The organism is Neorhizobium huautlense (genome assembly GCF_030811685.1).
Lineage (GTDB): Bacteria > Pseudomonadota > Alphaproteobacteria > Rhizobiales > Rhizobiaceae > Neorhizobium > Neorhizobium huautlense_A.
Genome location: NZ_JAUSRF010000004.1, coordinates 149,709 through 168,021, shown reverse-complemented (window position 1 = coordinate 168,021; position 18,313 = coordinate 149,709). Strand labels below are relative to the sequence as shown.

19 protein-coding genes and 1 tRNA gene are annotated in these 18,313 nt (G+C 59.6%); 7 read left to right on the top strand and 13 right to left on the bottom strand.

The annotated features are described in order from the left end of the window. Positions 1–144: 144 nt before the first annotated feature. Positions 145–363, top strand: coding sequence for a hypothetical protein (locus J2T09_RS07460; protein WP_153354737.1), 219 nt, complete (start codon positions 145–147; stop codon positions 361–363). A 138-nt stretch (positions 364–501) separates the two neighbouring features. After that, complete coding sequence (locus J2T09_RS07455) at positions 502–1,455, top strand: NAD(P)H-dependent flavin oxidoreductase (protein ID WP_306832806.1); 954 nt, start codon at positions 502–504, stop codon at positions 1,453–1,455. A gap of 6 nt (positions 1,456–1,461) precedes the next feature. Here J2T09_RS07455 and J2T09_RS07450 read toward each other — a convergent pair whose 3' ends face one another. From J2T09_RS07450 to J2T09_RS07410, 9 genes are all read right to left on the bottom strand, one after another. Further along, positions 1,462–2,718 (bottom strand): glycerate kinase type-2 family protein, encoded by a 1,257-nt coding sequence (locus J2T09_RS07450; RefSeq protein ID WP_306832803.1) that lies wholly within the window; start codon positions 2,716–2,718, stop codon positions 1,462–1,464. An 85-nt stretch (positions 2,719–2,803) separates the two neighbouring features. Continuing rightward, positions 2,804–3,907, bottom strand: a complete 1,104-nt coding sequence (locus J2T09_RS07445) for a pyridoxal-phosphate-dependent aminotransferase family protein (RefSeq protein WP_306832801.1) — start codon at positions 3,905–3,907, stop codon at positions 2,804–2,806. A gap of 16 nt (positions 3,908–3,923) precedes the next feature. Further along, on the bottom strand, positions 3,924–4,715 hold the full coding sequence (locus tag J2T09_RS07440; protein WP_306832800.1) for an ATP-binding cassette domain-containing protein: 792 nt from the start codon (positions 4,713–4,715) through the stop codon (positions 3,924–3,926). Next, a complete protein-coding gene (locus tag J2T09_RS07435; RefSeq protein WP_306832798.1) occupies positions 4,712–5,494 on the bottom strand; it encodes an ABC transporter ATP-binding protein in 783 nt (260 codons plus the stop codon). Before J2T09_RS07435 ends, J2T09_RS07440 begins: the two co-directional genes overlap by 4 nt. Next, positions 5,491–6,345, bottom strand: coding sequence for an ABC transporter permease (locus J2T09_RS07430; RefSeq protein ID WP_306832796.1), 855 nt, complete (start codon positions 6,343–6,345; stop codon positions 5,491–5,493). The genes J2T09_RS07435 and J2T09_RS07430 overlap by 4 nt, the downstream gene beginning before the upstream one ends. Then, on the bottom strand, positions 6,342–7,331 hold the full coding sequence (locus J2T09_RS07425; protein ID WP_306832793.1) for an ABC transporter permease: 990 nt from the start codon (positions 7,329–7,331) through the stop codon (positions 6,342–6,344). The genes J2T09_RS07430 and J2T09_RS07425 overlap by 4 nt, the downstream gene beginning before the upstream one ends. Before the next feature lie 40 nt (positions 7,332–7,371). Beyond that, the gene (locus tag J2T09_RS07420) at positions 7,372–8,982 is read right to left on the bottom strand and encodes an ABC transporter substrate-binding protein (RefSeq protein WP_306832791.1); all 1,611 of its coding nucleotides are present in this window, start codon (positions 8,980–8,982) and stop codon (positions 7,372–7,374) included. Between the two features lie 393 nt (positions 8,983–9,375). Beyond that, on the bottom strand, positions 9,376–9,612 hold the full coding sequence (locus tag J2T09_RS07415; RefSeq protein WP_306832789.1) for a CrpP-related protein: 237 nt from the start codon (positions 9,610–9,612) through the stop codon (positions 9,376–9,378). Positions 9,613–9,708: 96 nt separating this feature from the next. After that, positions 9,709–10,428: a Crp/Fnr family transcriptional regulator gene (locus J2T09_RS07410; protein WP_306832787.1), complete on the bottom strand. Its 720-nt coding sequence runs from the start codon at positions 10,426–10,428 to the stop codon at positions 9,709–9,711. 122 nt (positions 10,429–10,550) lie between these two features. On the opposite strand from J2T09_RS07410, the gene J2T09_RS07405 reads away from it, so the two are divergent. Beyond that, on the top strand, positions 10,551–10,799 hold the full coding sequence (locus J2T09_RS07405; protein WP_306832785.1) for a DUF6894 family protein: 249 nt from the start codon (positions 10,551–10,553) through the stop codon (positions 10,797–10,799). A 75-nt stretch (positions 10,800–10,874) separates the two neighbouring features. Here the strand turns inward: J2T09_RS07405 and J2T09_RS07400 are convergent. Continuing rightward, positions 10,875–10,950, bottom strand: a tRNA-Lys gene (locus J2T09_RS07400). 141 nt (positions 10,951–11,091) lie between these two features. Next, entirely contained in the window at positions 11,092–11,286 is a 195-nt protein-coding gene (locus J2T09_RS07395) for a hypothetical protein (RefSeq protein WP_306832783.1), read from the bottom strand. Positions 11,287–11,414: 128 nt separating this feature from the next. Here J2T09_RS07395 and J2T09_RS07390 point away from each other — a divergent pair, with 128 nt between their 5' ends. Then, positions 11,415–11,924 (top strand): heme-degrading domain-containing protein, encoded by a 510-nt coding sequence (locus J2T09_RS07390; RefSeq protein ID WP_306832781.1) that lies wholly within the window; start codon positions 11,415–11,417, stop codon positions 11,922–11,924. Positions 11,925–11,934: 10 nt separating this feature from the next. Next, entirely contained in the window at positions 11,935–12,489 is a 555-nt protein-coding gene (locus J2T09_RS07385; RefSeq protein WP_306832779.1) for a DUF924 family protein, read from the top strand. 667 nt (positions 12,490–13,156) lie between these two features. Here J2T09_RS07385 and J2T09_RS07380 read toward each other — a convergent pair. After that, the gene (locus J2T09_RS07380; protein WP_306832777.1) at positions 13,157–13,408 is read right to left on the bottom strand and encodes a GlsB/YeaQ/YmgE family stress response membrane protein; all 252 of its coding nucleotides are present in this window, start codon (positions 13,406–13,408) and stop codon (positions 13,157–13,159) included. A 213-nt stretch (positions 13,409–13,621) separates the two neighbouring features. Here J2T09_RS07380 and J2T09_RS07375 point away from each other — a divergent pair, with 213 nt between their 5' ends. Both J2T09_RS07375 and J2T09_RS07370 read left to right on the top strand, forming a co-directional pair. Continuing rightward, complete coding sequence (locus tag J2T09_RS07375) at positions 13,622–16,192, top strand: mechanosensitive ion channel domain-containing protein (protein ID WP_306833219.1); 2,571 nt, start codon at positions 13,622–13,624, stop codon at positions 16,190–16,192. A 159-nt stretch (positions 16,193–16,351) separates the two neighbouring features. Then, positions 16,352–17,191 (top strand): response regulator, encoded by an 840-nt coding sequence (locus J2T09_RS07370; protein WP_306832775.1) that lies wholly within the window; start codon positions 16,352–16,354, stop codon positions 17,189–17,191. Between the two features lie 75 nt (positions 17,192–17,266). On the opposite strand, the gene J2T09_RS07365 is transcribed toward J2T09_RS07370, so the two are convergent. Next, positions 17,267–18,286 carry a GlxA family transcriptional regulator gene (locus J2T09_RS07365; RefSeq protein ID WP_306832773.1) on the bottom strand — a complete coding sequence of 340 codons (1,020 nt, stop codon included), beginning with the start codon at positions 18,284–18,286 and terminating at the stop codon, positions 17,267–17,269. Positions 18,287–18,313: the final 27 nt, after the last annotated feature.

Genomic DNA, 18,313 nt, shown 5'->3' with positions numbered 1-18,313 from the left:
ACTGATACACGTTCCTTATCGGACAGAAGTTCCCCAGCAAGGAAATCGCCGACAGGCTTGTCGGCCCGAACCAGAGCCCGAAGCGAAAGCCGCCGGGCCGGTTCATTGCCTCGAATATGCGTATGCATGACTTTAGGAGTTGAAATGATCAGGAGCGAAAAGAGGCGAAGCGAGGAGCCTCTTGATTCGAGCGACCTGTTGCGATGCCAGCAGGTGTTCGAGGAGTTGAAGCGGGATCTGGGCGATGTCGATGATGCCGAAGAGGTCAATCGGCTGGCGGCGATCACCATGGAGCTCTATCGACAGGGTGTCCGCCAAAAGGACCAGTTGCGTACCATGGTGGCAGCCGCCCGAGGGCGCTGAGCGTTAGCGACACTGCTCTCTTTCTATCGATATTTCGGGCAGCCGGCGGAGTGATCCGCCGGCTGCTTGCGGTTAAGGCACAGCGCCCTATAACGGTTGGCGGGAAAAGAATGGTCCATGCGACCGGGAGGAGAATACATGCCGCTGCCAAGAATCTTTGAAGGACTGCGCCTGCCGGCGATTGCCGCGCCGATGTTTCTGGCTTCCGGCCCGGATCTCGTCGTTGAGGTTTGCCGCTCCGGTCTGGTCGGCACTTTCCCGGCATTGAACCAGCGCACGACGGATGGATTTGTCGAGTGGCTTGGTGAAATCAACGCGCGGCTTGCGGATGTTCCGGATGCGGCACCCTACGGCGTCAATCTGATCGTTCACCGGTCCAATCCGCGACTTGAAGCGGATCTCTACAAGATCGTCGAGCATAAGGTGCCGCTGATCATCACCTCGCTTGGCGCGGTTCCGGATGTGGTGAATGCGGTGCATTCCTATGGTGGCCTCGTATTCCACGACGTCATCAACCGCCGCCATGCCGAAAAGGCGGCGGAAGCGGGTGTCGATGGCATCATTGCCGTGACGGCCGGGGCCGGTGGTCATGCCGGCATGCTCAGCCCGTTTGCGCTGATCCCCGAAATCCGCTCGTTCTTCGATGGCACGATCATCCTCTCCGGCGCCATGAGCACCGGCGAGCAGATCGCGGCTGCACGGGTGATGGGTGCCGACATGGCCTATCTCGGCACGCGTTTTCTGGCGACGAAAGAGGCGACGATCAGCGAAGAGCAGAAGCGCATGACGGTGGATGCCAAGGCCGCCGACATTTTCTACACGCCGGCAATCTCGGGCGTCGCCGCCAATTTCCTGCGGCCAAGCCTTGTTGCTGCCGGGCTCGATCCCGACAATCTCGTCAGCCATGGCGCCATGGATCTCGGCAACGAGGCCAAAGCCTGGAAAACCGTCTGGTCGGCCGGCCAAGGCGTTGCCTCGCTGAAGGACGTGCCCGGTGCTGCGGAACTCTGCGAACGGCTGATTGCCGAATATGCGCAGGCGATGGCGCGGGCAGGATCCGATCCGTTTGCCGTCAGAGCGAAATCCGCCTGAGACCCATCAGCGGATCAGGATTGCTCTGAAATCGTTGACATTGGTGCCCGTCGGGCCGGTCACGAAGAGATCGTCGATGGCAGAAAATGCGCTGTGGCTGTCATTGCCATTGAGCATTTTCAACGCATCCAGATCCGCCGCCTTGAGGCGCTGGATGGTCGTGCCGTCACAAAAGGCGCCGGCATTGTCTTCCGAGCCATCGACACCATCGGTATCGGCGGCCAGCACGTCGATGTCGTAACCATCGATGCCGAGCGCCATGGAGAGCGCGAATTCGCCATTGCGCCCGCCGCGACCTTGCCTGTTGCGAAGCGTCACCGTCGTTTCTCCGCCCGAAAGCAGAACGACCGGTTTTGCAAAGGGACGGTTGCGGTCGGCGATTTCGCGAGCGATGGCGGCGTGGGCGAGGGCGACCTCGCGCGCTTCACCCTCCATGGAATCCGAGAGGATCGCCGCCTGAATGCCCTGTGCGTGTGCCACCGAAGCGGCGGCTTCAAGCGAGACGCCCGCTGAGGCGACGATGTGGTGGCTATGATTGGCAAAGACCGGATCGTCGGCGACCGGTGCATCCGCCCGGCGGGAATTCAGATGGTCGAGCGCTGCCTGCGGAAGATGCAGCCGATATTGGCGAATGACCTCAAGTGCGTCGTAGCGCGTCGATTCATCCGGGACGGTGGGGCCGGATGCAACATGGGCGGGGTTGTCGCCCGGAATGTCGGAAACGATCAGGCTGACGACACGGGCACGCGTCGCCGCAGCAAGCCGTCCGCCCTTGATGGTGGAGAGATGTTTGCGCACGACGTTCATGGCGGCGATTGGTGCGCCCGAGGCGAGCAGCACCTCGTTGACGGCGATTTCATCCTCCAGCGTCAGGCCCGGCGGCGGAGAGGGCAGGAGAGCAGACCCGCCACCACAGATGAGCGCGATCACGAGATCATCTGCGGTAAGATCGGCAATCGTTTCGAAAAGGCGTTTCGATGCGGCAAGGCCAGCGGCATCCGGCACCGGATGCGCGGCCTCGATCACCTCGATGTTTTCCGTGTCGCAGCCATAACCGTAGCGGGTCACTACGACGCCGGTCAGTGGTTCATGCCACAGCGTTTCCAGTGCCTGTGCCATCTGCGCCGCGCCCTTGCCGGCGCCGATCACCACGGTGCGACCTTTCGGCTTCTGCGGGAGATGTGTGCGAATGCCCTCGATCGGATCGGCAGCCCGAACCGCGGCATCAAAAAGCGAGGCAAGAAAGGCGCGTGGTTCCAGCATGGAGGTCTCCGTTAAGTCGTCTTGCAGAATCTCTGTCACGAGATCCGGCACAACGACAGGGGAGATATGCCCCTTTTCGTCAAATTTATCGTGTGATTGCAACATAGTGTTCAATGACCGATGTGCAGGCGGCGGCGATATCGACCGCATGACCCGATTGTTTCAAGGCATCGCCAAAGGCGGATATCGATGCCATCACGGTCTCGAACCTTGCCTGCTGGCCGGTATGCGTGAACCGGATGAGACGCTCGGCGCCCGGGCCGACGCCTGCGGCAAGCGGCTGACCGAACTGGGCGGTGGCTGCAAGCAGACTGTCGATAGATATACCGTCCGGCACTTCGGCGGTGGTCACGAGGTTGGAACCCGTTCCGGCATTCGCCCAGCATGTTGCGCCAAGGGCGACAAGACCGGCGCGGGTGGCCGATGCCGCACGTTGGTGGCGGGCAATCACCTCTTTAAGCCCTTCGGATTCGATCCGGTCGAGTGCCGCATCCAGTGCGTGCCATTCGAGGGGGACGGCAGTGCCGGCAGGCGCACCATAACCGCCGTCGATCCATGGCTTGAGATCGGCCAGGGACAGTGTGGAGTTTGTGAGCGCCCCGGGCTTGAGAATGAGGTCCCAGGCTGAGGGGCTGATGGAAAGCGCGGAAAGACCTGCCGGACCTGCCAGCGCCTTTTGCGGGCCGATAACCGCGATATCGATGCCAAGAGCATCGACGTCGAGTTCATGTCCGCCGACCGACGCGACGGCATCAATAACCGTCAACAGGTTACTGCTGCGGGCAAGCGCCACGATATCGGACAGGGGATTGCAGATGCCGCTGGCGGACTCGGCATGCACCAGCGAGAGCACTCGCGCATCCGGATGCGCCTTGATGGCGGCGGACACCGCTTCGACCTCTATCGCGCGCGCTGCTGTTGCGGTCACGTCGATAACCTCGCCACCGGCGCGGCGCATCCAGTCTCCGAACCAGCGGCCATAAGGGCTGGTGACGATATTGATGGCCTTCATGCCGGGCCGAATGATGGAGGTCGCGGCGGCTTCGAGCGCAACGATGGCCTCGGCCTGAACCATCGCGATATCGTTTCGCGTCTGCAGGATCGCCCCAAGGCGGTTCGCGATGGATGCATATCTCTCCGCCGGAAAGGCAGGGATGTCGAGAAGCGCTGTCCAACGGTCAGATGTCATGGCGGGGTTCACTTTTCTATACGGTATTTTTGGGGCGGCCGGCGAGCGTCAATCGTGGCACGGCCGAAACCAGGGCGTGGCCGGCCGCTGATTGCGGGCTGTCGATCATATCGGTCGTGCGACCATATTCGACGATGCGGCCCGTATCCATGATAGCGAGCCGATGCGAGACGGCGCGCAACACCGCCAGATCATGGGAGATGAACAGGTAGGATATGCCCTGTTCACGCTGCAGTTCGACCAGCAGTTTGAGGATTCGGTTGCGGACCTGCACATCCAGCGCCGATACGGCCTCGTCTAGCACGATCAGCGATGGGCGGGTGGAAATGGCCCGGGCGATTGCGACGCGCTGCCGCTGGCCGCCCGAAAGCTGGTGCACCGGGCGATGCGCGTCAGCGGCGGCAAGGCCGACCCGGTCGAGGAGCCGGGCAATTTCGCCGGGGCGGTCTTTCTTGGTTGCTATGCGATGAATGCGCAGCGGATCGTCCAGCACGCTGCCGACGGTCGCCGTCGGGTGGAAGGCGCCGTGAATGTCCTGAAACACCATCTGCATGCGCGCCCGGTTGCCGCGAAGTTTTGCGCCTTGCAGCGCCAGCCAGTTCTGGCCTTCGAAGTGGATCGTGCCCGCCTCCGGTTCGGCAAGGCGCAGGATCAGTCGTGCAAGGGTCGATTTTCCGCTGCCGGACGCACCGGCGATCCCGAGCGTTTCTCCGGCCGAAAGTGAAAACGAGACGCCATCGACCGCGGCCACATCGCGGTCACCGGAGGAATAATGTTTTCTCAGGTTTTCGACGGACAGAAGCGTCATGATGTGGCGACCTCGGCAATCAGGGGCGGCGAGGTCAGATCAAAATGGCCGGCGATCAGGTCTTGCGTGTCGCTGCTCCGGGGTTTGCTAAGGACGTCGGCCACGGGTCCGATCTCGACGAGATGGCCATGCTTGAAGACGGCGATGCGATCGGCAAGGTTGGAGGCGAGCGCGATGTCATGCGTGACGAAAAGCAGCGTCATGGCGTTTTTGCTGACGAGTTCGTCGAGCAATTTCACGATATCTGCCTGCACGACAGTGTCGAGAGCACTGGTCGCTTCGTCGGCAATCAGGATGGACGGACGGCTGGCAATGGCGGCGGCAATCGCAACCCTCTGCCGTTGGCCTCCCGAAAGCTGATGCGGATAGGCGCGCATGACGGCCGGGGCGTTGGCAATGCGCACCTGCTCAAGCAGGGCCTGCGCATGATCATAGGCGGCCTGCCAGGTGAGCCCGAGATGACGCTTCGCACCTTCCGCCACCTGTTCGCCGATGCGCAGCAGCGGGTTCAGGCTGGCCGAGGCATCCTGAAACACGAAGCCGATATCGCGGCCGAGCCGTGGCGCCTGATCGCTTGCCCAGTGCACCTGACCGTCACAGATCGCACCGCGTGGAAGAAGGCCAGCTAAGGCGCGCACAAAGGTGCTTTTGCCGGAACCGCTTTCTCCGACGATCGCCAGACGTTCGCCGGCCATGAGGTTCAGGCTTACATCGGAAAGGGCGGTTCGTCCGCCATAACGGACGGTCATGTTGGAGAGGTTACAGAGAGCGGCAGTCATGACCTCTCTCCCTCTCGCGGAGTGAGCGCCGCATGCGTGCCGGAAAGCGCCTTCGCCAGCCCTTCGCTGAGCAGGTAGACGCCGATGACGGTGGTGACCAGCGCGATGCCGGGAATGATGGAGAGCCAGGGCGAGGAGCGCAGCACATTGCGCCCTTCGGCGATCATGGAGCCCCATGTGACGGTGTTGGGATCGCCAAGGCCGAGAAAGGACAAGGCCGCTTCGGTGAGAATGGCGGCGGCGACGATGGTGGCTGAGACGGCGAGAACAGGTGGCACGGCCTGTGGCAGGATTTGCCGCACCGCGATTTCGGCCGGATGCATGCCGATCACTCTTGCCGCCGCGATGTAATCGCGTTCGCGAATGGAGCGGACCTGAGCGCGGGTGAGGCGCGCCGGATCGGCCCATGCGCCAAGCGCAATCGCAATCACCACGACCGGCAATGAGGCGCCCATGACGCTGACAAAAGCGAGCGCCAGCAGAAAACCGGGCACGATCTGAAACGCATCGACGACACGCATCAAAATCTCATCGACAAGGCCGCCAGCCAGACCGGCAATGAGGCCTACACAGAGGCCGAGCGTAATGGCAGCAAGTGCCGCTGCCGTGCCGACGAAAAGCGATGTGCGAGCGCCGTGCACGATGCCAGCCAGCACATCCCGGCCGAGCCTGTCGGTTCCAAGCGGCAGGTTCATGTCGCTGAAAGGGGCCAGCAATGCCTGTCCGGCGATGCGGAGAGGATCGCCCGGAGCGATCAAGGAAGCCGATGCCGAGATGATGATAAGGATTGCTAAAATAACAAATCCGGCAATGCCTTCCGGTGTTCTGATCAGTTTGTGAATCAACTTCAACTGGAGGCCTCCGAGGCGCCGATACGCGGATCGAGAGCCGCCTGTGCGAGGTCGACCAGAAGATTGACGATGATGACGAGTACTGCGCTGACCAGGATGATGCCCATCAGCAGCGGTGCATCACGCCCGGCGACGGCTTCATGCGCCAGGCGACCGAAACCCGGTATGGCAAAGATGCTCTCGATGACCACGCTGCCGCCCAGCATCGTGGCTGCCTGCAGGCCGAGCATGGTTATGAGAGGCAAAGCGGCGTGACGGGCGACATGGCGAAGCACGATGCGACTGCGGGCCAGACCCTTGGCGCGGGCAAAGAGCACGAAGTCCAGCGTCCACGCTTCCTCCATGCCGGCGCGCATCACGCGGAGAAACAATGCGGTGTAGATCAGCGCAAGCGAGCTGACCGGTAGGACCAGATGGCGGGCGATGTCGATAAAACGGTCCAGCCCGGTTTTGCCCGAGGCGATCGTTTCTATTCCCGAGGTCGGCAGCCAGCGCAATTGAACGGCCAAAACGAGGCTGAGCACAAGCCCCAGCCAGAAACCGGGGATGGAGTAAAGGATGAGAGAAATGCTCGAAAGCGCTCTATCCTTTACGCTTTCCGGTTTTGATCCGGCAACGATGCCAAGTGCCGATCCGATCGCGAAGGACAGTGCCGTGGCGCTGCCCATCAATGCCAGCGTGTTGGGAAGCCGCTCTGCGATAAGGGCGAGGACCGGGCGTTCGAAGGCGACCGACCACCCGAGATCGAGCCGCGCCAGTGCGGTGAGATATAACCACAGGCGGGCGGTCAGCGATTGATCGAGGCCGTAGGCCCGTCGCAGGCCATCCGCCACGGCGGCGTCTCCACCGCCGATAGACAGGAGGTAAGCATCCACCGCATCGCCCGGTGCCGTTTCGAGCAGCACGAATGTCAGGGTGATAACGATGAGCAGGACAGGGATGCTGGCAAGAAGGCGTCGGCGAACAAGGCGAAGGGATCTTTTCACGGAAACGCTGGCCTCCGTCTCCTGTCCGCCGCCATGACGCTCACGGCTGCAGCGCCGTGCTTGCCCAATTGGAAACCGCCCAGCGGGGATTGTCGGCGATATCGAGCACGCGTTCGCTGGCGACGGAGATAAAGCCCCATTCCGCGACATTGATCAGCGGCAGATCCGTCGCCACGATCTTCTGGAACTCGTTATAGAGTTTTGTCCGCTCGCTACTGTCGATGGTTTCCGATGCCTTGGAGATGATCGCGTCGAGCGCCGGATTGGAATAACCGCCCTGATTGGAAAACGGCACGCCTGCAGGAATGCCGGACTGCACCAGAATGGTGGTGGAGATTGCCGGATCGCCACGGAAGACGGGTGGCGCGACGGCCAGATCGAAATCGTGATCCGTATAGACGGCCTTCTGATGCGCGGCGGAATCCGCATTCACGATCTGCGCATCGATGCCGATGGCGGCCAGCGCCTGGCGCAGGTAATCGCCGAACTGGCGGGTCTCGTTGAAATAGGGGGCGGGGCGCAGTTTCAGTTCGAACCGAGTGCCGTCGCCGCTACGCTTGTAGCCCGCCTCATCAAGCAGGGCGTTGGCCCTTTCGACATCGAATGCGTAGCTCGGCACATCCGCATCATAAAATTCCGACGCGTTTTTCGGCACCGGTCCTGTGGAGGCGGAGGCATAACCGAGGAAGATCGTGTCGATGACAAATTGTTTGTCGATCGCGTGAGCGATGGCCTGTCGAACCTTCTGATCAGCCAGTTCCTTGCGCCGGTGATTTATGTCCACGACGAGCTGATAGGTGAGCGCTTCGTAACCGCGCGAAATCACCTTGAGGCCCGGCACTTTCGAAATGCGGTCGAGATCGGCAAGCGGCACGGCCGAGAAGGCGGCAAGCTGGATCTCTTCGGCCTCCAGTGCCGCGGCGGCGGCGGCACGATCCGGCAGCACGCGGAAAATGATCTCGTCGAGATGCGGCTGGTCCTTGCCCCAGTAGTTTTCGTTGCGGGCCAGACGGTAATATTCGCCCGGCTTGTGTTCGGCAAAGGTGAAGGGCCCCGTGCCGACCAGCTTCACATTGGCGGAGTTGGTGGCGATGTCCGTGCCTTCGTAGAGATGTTTTGGAAGGACGCTGCTGACGACGGGCAGGGCATTGCGGATCAACTGGATCGGCGTCGGTTTGGAAAAGCGGAAGATCGCGGTGAGATCGTCAGGCGTATCGACGGCCGTCAGGTTGGCGAACACGATGCGGCCGAGGTTTTGCAGCGGCTTCCACACATTCAACGCGCAATAGGCGACGTCCGCCGAGGTGAATGGCTTGCCGTCATGCCAAGTGACGCCTTCGCGCAGCTTGAACGTGATGCTCAAGCCGTCACTTGCAGATTCCCAACTCGTGGCAAGCCGAGGTTCCAGCCCGTCCTTGCCGTCGAACGAGGCCTCGGCCAGCGGCTCGATGACCTTGCTGGCGATGAAGAACACGCCATTGGACGCCACGATCGCCGGATTGAGGTTTTTCGGCTCGGAATCAGCCGCAACGACAAGCCGGCCGCCCTTTGGCAGGTTTTGGGCGGCAGCGAGTGTCGGCAAGGCGGTCGAGGCGAGCAACAGGCTCGAAATCTGCAACATCTGGCGACGGGAGACATGCAAGGCGGACATGGTGTTTTCCTGAACAGCGCGTGCGGTGACGATAGCGCAATATTCCATGACCGGTATCGTTTTTCGAAGCCAAGAAAATCTTTTGATGGGTCCGTTCAGGAGAATTTATTGTTCGCCATCCGCAGGCCGCCGCGTCCGGCGTAATGGTTTACCGGAATTTGGCTTTATGGACGATATTGGTACATGCGTAATTTCTAATTGAATATGAAGATGAACGCATCTGTTGGACGATCCTGAAACAGCCTTGCTCATGGCTGTGCTGAAATGATTGGCGGGGCTCACCAGCTCTCTCGAGTAGGGGGTCCGCGAGCCCCTGACCGGCATCATGCCGGCTGCAGTGAGATAGAGAGCATGGTTGCCGATTTCTCAATATCCGTCGGCGTTATCTCCCTGTTAACCTGCTGAGCGGATTAATAATTCGTTAACGCCTGTGCCGGACTGGCGCATGCTGTCCTCAATTGACCATCCAAACATCCAGGCATCACATTTCATCTGCCAGACCTCCACCGTTTCACCGGTGGCGTCGGGCTGTCGATCGGGCTTGAGGAGGGGATGGTCAGAGGAGGGCAGGCCGAGTATGCGCGCATTCATTCCGCGTTCCTGCCAATCCAGGAGCGTTTCAATAGTCATTCATGATTCCTTTTCGGAAACCGTGACTAGTCGATTTTTGCGGTATCGCAACCCTTGAGCCGGATCATATTTGAAAGTTACCGCGCCCAATCGGGGTCAGCGCGGTTCGGCGTTCAGCGACAGGTAGGTCGGATCGAAGCCGGCGACCGATTGCAGGCGTTGCCAGTCGAGAATGGTGATCGTGTCCTTGGTCCATGTGATGAGGTTTTCGCGCCGCAGCGCCTGAATGACACGGTTCATATGGACAAGCGAGATGCCAAGCACATCTGCCATTTCCGCCTGTGAGAGCGGGAAGTGAAATGCCCAGCCCTGCGTGTGCCCAACCACTTTCAGGCGCAGATAAAGCTCGCAAATCACATGAGCGAGGTGAGACGTGCGCGAACGCCGCCCCATCGATACGATCCACTCGCGGTGAATGCCGCCGTGGATGAGCGTATCCAGCCACAGGAGGCGTGTCAGGTGTGGCCAGTCCTCGGTGATCTTCTTGAGGTCCGGGTAATCGACAAAGGCGACGGTGCAGTTCGACAGGGCGACGATGCCATGGTCCATTGTCTTCAGCAAAAACGCGTGCAGATCGACGAATTCACCGGCGATGTGAATGGCGGTAATCTGGCGAGCACCCTCCGGGGTCACCTTGTAACGTGCCGCAAAGCCATCCAGCAGCATGGTGCTGGTGTTTGGGCGCGTGCCCTCGGTGACGATGTCTTCATTCGCTGAAAACCGCTTCTCCCTCCCGGCGATCGAACGCAGCACCTCCTTCTCGGCTTCCGAGAGGTTGTCCCGCTGTTCGAGGTTGAGAAGAAGTGGTTCGATCACGGCATTCTCCCTTGCAATTGACGGGGCTTAGAACGCGTTTGCCCGGCGAATAGTTGCAAAGATTTGTCGGGAACAAATAGCGGTGCCGATGATTGAGTGGCACGACACAGAGGTTTGCATACATGCCGCGATATTTCTTCGATATTCACAATGGCGATGGGCCGAGCCGTGACGAGCACGGAATGGAACTCGCATCGGATCGAAAGATCATGCAGGAAATGAGTCGAATCGCATTGGATATCGCACGCGATGAATTGCCGGGGCAGGAGCGTGGCGAGATTTCGATTTTCGTGCGCGACGATGGGGGCAGGGAAGTGTGCTCGACGCATCTCAGTTTTCGCACGGAATGGAAGCGACACGCGGAAGTCTGAGGGAAAAGACAAACGTTTTTTTCGTTCAGTTGACCAAGTCAACTTTGAAAACGTTTTCAATGTCTTGAGAAAGTTTGGTGGGTGATGTAGGGCTCGAACCTACGACCCGCTGATTAAGAGTCAGCTGCTCTACCAACTGAGCTAATCACCCGTCCAATCCGTCCCGGCGTTTGGTGTCACCGGCGGTGTGAGGGGGCTTCTAAAGGGCTTCATTCGGCTTGTCTAGCGGCAGAATGAATTTTCTTGAATCTTTTTTGACAGCCGCAGACCGCCACTGTGGAAAAGCCCGGATTTACGGGCTTGTGCGCTGTGGATTTCCAAAACGCTGCATCAGGAATGCGGTTTCCGTCTCCGGGCCGGACAGTCTGCTCGACTTGCCGTGCGTGGTTGTGGCCGGTTGCCAGGCGATTGAAGCAAAGAGGATGACGGTCGCGGCATAGGTGGCTGCGATGAGAAATTTGCGGCTGGAAAGCGATGATGTCGACATGGCCTTTCTCCTTTGTCGCCATAACTCGGCAGCGCGAGCGAATGTTCCGATAGGTCAGCCGCGTTGTTGCCTTTACATCGCCGGCTCGAGCCTCCATCAATCGCGGACGAATGAAGGAGGCTCCATCCATGGCAATCGAAAACGACCTGTCCCTCATCCTCGAACAGGAAAGGGTCCTGCAATTCGACCGGTTTGATCTCGGCAGCGCCTGGGAACTGGGCAGCAGGTTGCGCACGATGGCTGTCTCAGCCGGACATCCGGTGGCGATCGATATCCAGATGAACGGAATGCCGGCGTTTTACGCGGCGCTTCCGGGTTCCGTGCCGGATAATGCCCAGTGGATTCGGCGCAAGCGCAATGTCGCGATGCGGTTCGGACATCCGAGTTATGCCATTGGTCTCGGTCTCTCGCTTGAAAATCGCACGCTTGCCGACAAATACGGCGTCGATCCGGCAGATTACGCGGCCCATGGCGGCAGCTTTCCGATCGTCGTGCGGGGCGTGGGCGCCATCGGCACGGTGACCGTATCCGGCCTTCCGCAGCGAGAGGATCACAGAATAGTGGTCGAGGCGATTGCCGACATGTTGAATCTGGACAAGCAGGCGCTCGATCTCGACGCCGCTCCGGTTATTGTTTGAGGAGATCGTTATGACACTTGGAAAAGACGCCGCCGAAACCGTTCTGGCATTCTGGTTCGAGGAGCTTGGCGAACAGGGCTGGTTCCAGCCGCCGGAAGGTCTCGACGACGTTATCCGCGATCGTTTTCTAGCGCTGCATCTGGAAATGGCGCGGGGCGATCTCTCCGCATTTCATTCCACGCCGAGGCACCGGCTGGCGGCGATCATCGTTCTCGACCAGTTTCCCCGCAACATGTACCGTGCGACCCCGCTGGCATTTGCCACCGACTGGCTTGCCGTACGCGAGGCACGGCGTCTGGTCGAGGCTGGCCTCGATCGCGAGCTGGATGTGCATTCGCGCTGTTTTTCCTATCTCCCTTTCGAGCATTCGGAGAGCCTGGCCGATCAGGACCATTCGGTTCAGCTGTTTTCAGATCTTGGTGATGCCAATTATCTCGATTATGCGCAGAAACATCGCGACGTGATCGCCCGGTTTGGGCGCTTCCCGCATCGCAATGCCTTTGTCGGTCGAGAATCGACGGAAGCCGAGCTGGAATATCTGTCGCAGCCCGGCTCCGGTTTCTGATATCTGGCGCGAGAGCGGCAATCTCTTCTGCGTCATCCGCCCTCGAAACAACCCGAGGGCAGATGACGCAGGCAAGAGAGTGTGTCACCGCTCATAACCCACCTGCAAAACCGGCATAATCTGTCGCAAACAAAACATTAGGTGCGGACGATATACGAATCGGATTCAACGAAATCAGTATCTTGACTCCGAGTTCATCCCCGCATTTCGAGCCTGTGCGATACTTCGCGTGTTCCATCGTGGATACACCGGGAGGCGTCCCGGCGAGTTGGAGCCGGCGCTGGTGGTGGAGAAAAGACGTAAGTCTCCATCCTCAGGGTTCGCGGAAACTGGTTCTCCTCCGGCGACACGGGGGAGGTGTTGCGGGCGTTAAAACCTCGCAATGCCTCTGAAGCCCGAAAGAAGCGCGCCGGGCGTGCCTGTGCGGCACACATGATCGCCAGTCGGTGGCAACACCGGGATGGCTTTCGCAGAGGAACCGAAGTCGCGGGCATAAACCGTCGAACGGGGCACTGAGAGGTGTCAATTACTAACTAAATTACGAGGCAGCTTTCAGTGCCCCGACCACATGACCCGCAAAAAGGCGGGCGTTTTTTGAAAATCGAAGATCACCAAGGGAAGACTCTGCCCTCATGCGAGAGCAGAGCCATATTCGGCAATGGGCGTTTCACCGTCTTATCGCCCGTCCGACGGCGATGAGGATGCAGGCGCCGATGAAGCCGGCGATGAGATAGCCGATCCAGCCGCCCAGAACGATGCCGAAGACACCGAGGATGGCATTGGCGATAATCGCGCCGACAATGCCGAGGAGGATGTTCATGAGCACGCCCATATTGCTGCGCATGAACTTTTCTGCGAGCCAGCCGGCAATGCCGCCGATGATGATGGCTGCAATCCAGCCGATACCTGCCTGTTCCATGAACTTACCCCTGTTGAAATTCTTGCACAGCTAAACGCGATGACGGAAATGTTGTTCCGGCCGGTGATGATCAAGCCACCGAACAGGCCGGATATTGCAGTCGGTATATTTCGCCTTTCCTTTCCTTCGCCGTGATCTGTGCCTATCTTCCCGGCGATTCTCCGCGAATGGCGCGGGACCAACACTGAAGAGACGAGTATTCGCGTGTCCGAGATGAAGACAAAACGCGGCATGAACAGCCGCATTCTTGCCGCCACCCTGATCGCTCTCCAGCTTGCCGTTCTGCCCCTGTTGCCAGCCATGTCGTCGCCCGCCCTCGCGCAGGAGACGCCGGCCGCGGTCCAGCAGCCGGAAGAGCCATCCGCCGGGCAGCCTGCTTCTCCGGCTCCGCGACAATCCCAGTCTTCGGCTCCGCCTTCCAGCTCGACCAGTGCCCCTGATCCGAATGAAGGGCAGGTCACGGCCGATTCGATCAACGCGAAAATGCGCGCCAACCTGGCGACCATTCGCTCGCAGCTCGACATGTTTCGTCAGCGTGTGCAGCAGGATATCGACGATGATGGCAGTCTTGCCGAGTTGCGCGTTCGCGCCGAAGAGATCGCCGGCGAAATGCAGGCGACCTCGGGCAGGCTGCAGGAGCGTGAAAAGCAGATCGGTGACCGCCTGACGGCTTTGGGCGAGGCACCGAAGGAAGGCCAGCCGGCCGAGCCGCCGCTGGTGTCGCAGGAACGTAACCGCCTGCTGAACGAACGCGCCGAACTCAATGTTGTCGTCGAAAACGCCAGCAATCTTTCTGAAAGCGCCAACCAGCTCGGCAATACGATCACCACGCTGCGCCGCAATCTGTTTGCGCAGACGTTGTTTCGCCATACCGATATGTCGGCCGATCTTTTTATGGAGGCCGGGCAGGCGACTGTCACCGAAGTCTCGAATTTTGTTCGCACCATTTCCGGCTGGTCCGGTTTTGTCTGGAGCTACAAGAAATATCAGCTGATCGGGGCGCTCGTCCTGTCACTGGGGGCCGGTCTGCTGTTCCTTCTCGGAGGCTACCGTCTGTTCGGGCGCCTGATCCACCGCAAGGTGGTCGGCGATGAAGCGCCGACCTATCTGCGCCGCCTGTCGGTGGCTTTCTGGTCTACCGTCATCGAGACCATGTCGCTCGCGGCTTTTCTGCTCTCGTCCTATTTCTTCCTCGATGGTTTCAACGTGCTGCGGCCCGATGTGTCGTCGATGATTGCTTCCTTCTTCGGCTTCGTCTGGTTCGTCTATTTCGTCTGGCATCTCAGCACATCGGTGCTGGCGCCTGCCGATCCCAACTGGCGGCTGGTGCGGGTCACAGATCGCGGCGCACGTCTGCTGACGGCAGCGGTCATCGCCATGGCCGTCGTCAATGGCCTCGATTACATGCTGGGTGCCGTCAGTGAGGCGTTGAACTCGCCACTGGTGGTGACGATCGCCAAAAGCATTATCGCAGCTTTCGTCATCGGCCTGATCCTCATCGGCGTATCCTTCGTGAAGCCGATCATCGCCAAGGACGAAACCTCGGACAGCGCTGGTCAGGCCTGGCCGCGCGCTATCCGCATCCTGTTGCGTCTCGCCGGGCTGATGCTGATCCTTGCGGTGATCGCCGGTTATGTCGGGCTTGCCCGTTTCGGAGCAACGCAGATCGTGCTCACCGGCGCCGTCGTCGTGCTGATCTATATCGGTCTTCTCTCCGGCAAGGCGGTGTCAAAGCAGGGTGCATTCAAGAACACGGCGGCGGGTGGGAAACTCGCCGAACGTTTCCGGTTCGGGGATGTCGGGCTCGATCAGACGGGTCTGCTGGCCGGCCTGAGCATCTACGCCTTCGCGCTGGTCTTCGGCATTCCGTTGATCCTCATCACCTGGGGATTCCAGCTCACCGATATCGAATCCTGGATCTACCAGTTCTTTACCCGCATCACGATCGGCAATATCTCCATCTCGCTGGTCAGCATCTTTGGCGGCATTCTGTTGTTTGCGGCGGGTTATGTGGTGACAGGCTGGATCCAGAAATGGATCGACGGCAATGTCATGGCGCGCAGTCAGGTGGATACCGGCGTGCGCAACTCGGTACGGACCGGTATCGGTTATCTCGGTGTCGGCATGGCGGCGCTGGTGGGCGTTTCTGCGGCGGGCATCGACCTGTCGAGCTTCGCGCTGGTTGCCTCCGCTCTCTCCGTCGGTATCGGTTTCGGTCTGCAGAACATCGTGTCGAACTTCGTGTCGGGCCTGATCCTGCTGGTCGAGCGTCCGTTCAAGGTTGGCGATCACGTCATCACCGGTACGACGGAAGGTATCGTCAAGCGCATTTCTGTTCGCGCGACCGAGATCGAGACGTTCAGAAAACAATCGATCATCGTGCCGAATTCCGAGCTGATCAATGCGCCGGTCGGCAACTGGACCCACCGCAACCGCATTCAGCGCAACGAAATTCCGGTCTCGGCGAGCTATGATGCCGATCCGGACAAGGTGATCGAGATCCTGCTCGGCCTGATCAAGGAAGTTCCCGAAGTGCTGCGTAATCCCGAGCCGCATGTGGAGTTCCTCCGCTTCGGCGCGTCCTCGCTCGATTTCGAACTGCGCTACCATCTGGCCGACATGGATGCTGGCCTGCGTATCCGCAACAAGCTGCGTGCCGATATCCTGAAGGCTTTCCGGGAAGCAAACATCCACATACCTTTCCCGCAGCAGGAAATCGTTCTTCATCGCGGAAAACCGAGCTGGATCGCGGACAAGGACGAGGATCCACGCGGCGGGGCATGATGTCCGACCTGCGATCTTTCGCAGTATCGAAAGCAAGAATAGGGGCGAGATCCTTGTTCTTGCTTTCGTCATCAAGATGTCGTTCTCGATTAACGCTTCCGAAAAACGTCTTTGCTAATGTGTTTCATCAGGGGACAGTATCTCACTGATAGGGGCATTATGACTTTTCTCGGCATTTCCGGAATGCATTATTCCGGGCAGGATCTGGCTGGCGCGCGTATTCTTCTGGCTGAAGACTCGAATGTCTTCACGTCCATGATCAGCAAACGGCTGAAGGAACTTTTCGGAATCGAGGTGGAAATCTGCCGCAATTTCGAGGATCTGCAGCTTGCGTACGATCGTTCGACCGATCCGATCACGCTGGCTATTTCCAACATCAACCTGCCGGGTGCCGAAAACGGCGAGGCGCTGGATTACCTGATCGACCTTAGTGTTCCGGTCATCGTCTTCACCGGCACGTTCCACGAGGATACCCGCGAAAAGCTGCTGAAGCAGGATGTCGTCGACTATATCCTCAAGGACAATGTCTTTGCCGTGGAAATGCTGGCCGAATCGGTTTGCCGTTTCCTCACCAATCATCAGCATCACGTGCTGATCGTCGATGACAGCCCGACCGCACGCGCGCTTCTGTCCAGCCGCCTCAAGCGCTACAATTTCCGCGTCAGCACGGCCGAAAACGGCGCCAAGGCGCTCGATCTTCTGAAGAAGAATGCCGATATTGGCCTGATGGTCACTGACTATAACATGCCGGACATTGACGGTTTCGAGTTGACGCGCCGCATCCGTTCGGTTCGCGGCAGCCACGAATTGCGCATTATCGGCGTGTCGTCCTCGGATAACCGCCTGCTGTCGGCGCGTTTCCTGAAGGCCGGTGGCAATGATTTCATGCTTCGCCCGTTCATCGACGAAGAGTTTTATTGCCGCGTCAACCAGAACCTCGACACGTTGATCCAGATTCGCTCGATGCATGGTCGGGTCAAACAAAATGCCGGCGCCTGAAGGCAAGCCGCCATCTTTGGAATCAGAACGCCGCCCTCACAGGCGGCGTTTTGTGTTTCTGGTTGCGTGATCCTGTCAGGCTGCAATGCCCGACCGCACGGAGGTCATTGTCAGCTTGCGTTCGGCGCGCTCCTGCTGCGGTGAGCGGTTGTAGATCTCGCGATAACATTTCGAAAAATGTGAGGCGGAGACGAAGCCGCAGGCGACCGCCACTTCCACGACCGGCATGGATGACTGGACGAGCAGGTGACGGGCGCGATCGAGTCGGATTTCAAGATAATAGCGGGCAGGGGATCGGCCCATTTCCTGGCGAAAGAGTCGTTCGATCTGCCGCCGCGACAGGCCTGCACTGTCGGCGATTTCCACCAGTGACAGCGGTTCGGCCAGATTGGCCTCCATCACCTCGATGATCGACAGGACCTTTGAGTTCTGGATGCCGAGACGGGCGCGCAGGGGCAGACGCTGGCGGTCGTGTGGATTGCGGACGCGGTCGGTCAGTTGCTGCTCGCAGATCCGATTGACGAGATTTTCGCCGAAATCCTGACCAATCAGGTTCAACATCATGTCGAGCGACGCGGTGCCGCCGGCGCAGGTGTAGATATTGCCATCAACCTCATAGAGATCGGCATAAACTTCGGCCTGCGGAAAGGCTTCGGAAAAGCCCGGCAGGTTTTCCCAATGGATGGCGCAGCGCTTGCCATTGAGGAGCCCGGCCTGCGCCAGCAGGTGGGCGCCGGTGCAGAGACTGCCGACGGCGATGCCGCGATTGTAGGTTTCTCGCAGGAAGGCGCTGACCGTCTTGTTCTGGAATTCCTCGACGTAAACGCCCGAACAGACCAGCACCATATCCGGGCGGTGTTCGCCACCCAGTGCCTTGCGTTCGTCGGCGATGGACGAGTTTACTTCAATGGCGATACCGCAGGAGGAATAGACCTTTCCCCCGTCGGTGGAACAGAGCCGCCATGTATAGGCCGTGTAGCCCAGCATGCGGTTGGCGATGCGCAGCGTCTCAACCGCGGCCGCAAACGGCAGCATGGTGAAATTGGGTACGAGGAAGAAGGCAATCGATCGCTTTTTAGTCTGCAACTTGTTCATGCCGAGGACTCCGTGACGAATGTCAAT

Excerpts from the sequence above, each read along its gene's own strand:
- J2T09_RS07460 (WP_153354737.1), top strand. The coding sequence starts at position 145 with ATGATCAGGAGCGAAAAGAGGCGAAGCGAGGAGCCTCTTGATTCGAGC.
- J2T09_RS07455 (WP_306832806.1), top strand. The coding sequence starts at position 502 with ATGCCGCTGCCAAGAATCTTTGAAGGACTGCGCCTGCCGGCGATTGCC.
- J2T09_RS07450 (WP_306832803.1), bottom strand. The coding sequence starts at position 2,718 with ATGCTGGAACCACGCGCCTTTCTTGCCTCGCTTTTTGATGCCGCGGTT.
- J2T09_RS07445 (WP_306832801.1), bottom strand. The coding sequence starts at position 3,907 with ATGACATCTGACCGTTGGACAGCGCTTCTCGACATCCCTGCCTTTCCG.
- J2T09_RS07440 (WP_306832800.1), bottom strand. The coding sequence starts at position 4,715 with ATGACGCTTCTGTCCGTCGAAAACCTGAGAAAACATTATTCCTCCGGT.
- J2T09_RS07435 (WP_306832798.1), bottom strand. The coding sequence starts at position 5,494 with ATGACTGCCGCTCTCTGTAACCTCTCCAACATGACCGTCCGTTATGGC.
- J2T09_RS07420 (WP_306832791.1), bottom strand. The coding sequence starts at position 8,982 with ATGTCCGCCTTGCATGTCTCCCGTCGCCAGATGTTGCAGATTTCGAGC.
- J2T09_RS07415 (WP_306832789.1), bottom strand. The coding sequence starts at position 9,612 with ATGACTATTGAAACGCTCCTGGATTGGCAGGAACGCGGAATGAATGCG.
- J2T09_RS07405 (WP_306832785.1), top strand. The coding sequence starts at position 10,551 with ATGCCGCGATATTTCTTCGATATTCACAATGGCGATGGGCCGAGCCGT.
- J2T09_RS07395 (WP_306832783.1), bottom strand. The coding sequence starts at position 11,286 with ATGTCGACATCATCGCTTTCCAGCCGCAAATTTCTCATCGCAGCCACC.
- J2T09_RS07390 (WP_306832781.1), top strand. The coding sequence starts at position 11,415 with ATGGCAATCGAAAACGACCTGTCCCTCATCCTCGAACAGGAAAGGGTC.
- J2T09_RS07385 (WP_306832779.1), top strand. The coding sequence starts at position 11,935 with ATGACACTTGGAAAAGACGCCGCCGAAACCGTTCTGGCATTCTGGTTC.
- J2T09_RS07380 (WP_306832777.1), bottom strand. The coding sequence starts at position 13,408 with ATGGAACAGGCAGGTATCGGCTGGATTGCAGCCATCATCATCGGCGGC.
- J2T09_RS07375 (WP_306833219.1), top strand. The coding sequence starts at position 13,622 with ATGAAGACAAAACGCGGCATGAACAGCCGCATTCTTGCCGCCACCCTG.
- J2T09_RS07370 (WP_306832775.1), top strand. The coding sequence starts at position 16,352 with ATGACTTTTCTCGGCATTTCCGGAATGCATTATTCCGGGCAGGATCTG.
- J2T09_RS07365 (WP_306832773.1), bottom strand. The coding sequence starts at position 18,286 with ATGAACAAGTTGCAGACTAAAAAGCGATCGATTGCCTTCTTCCTCGTA.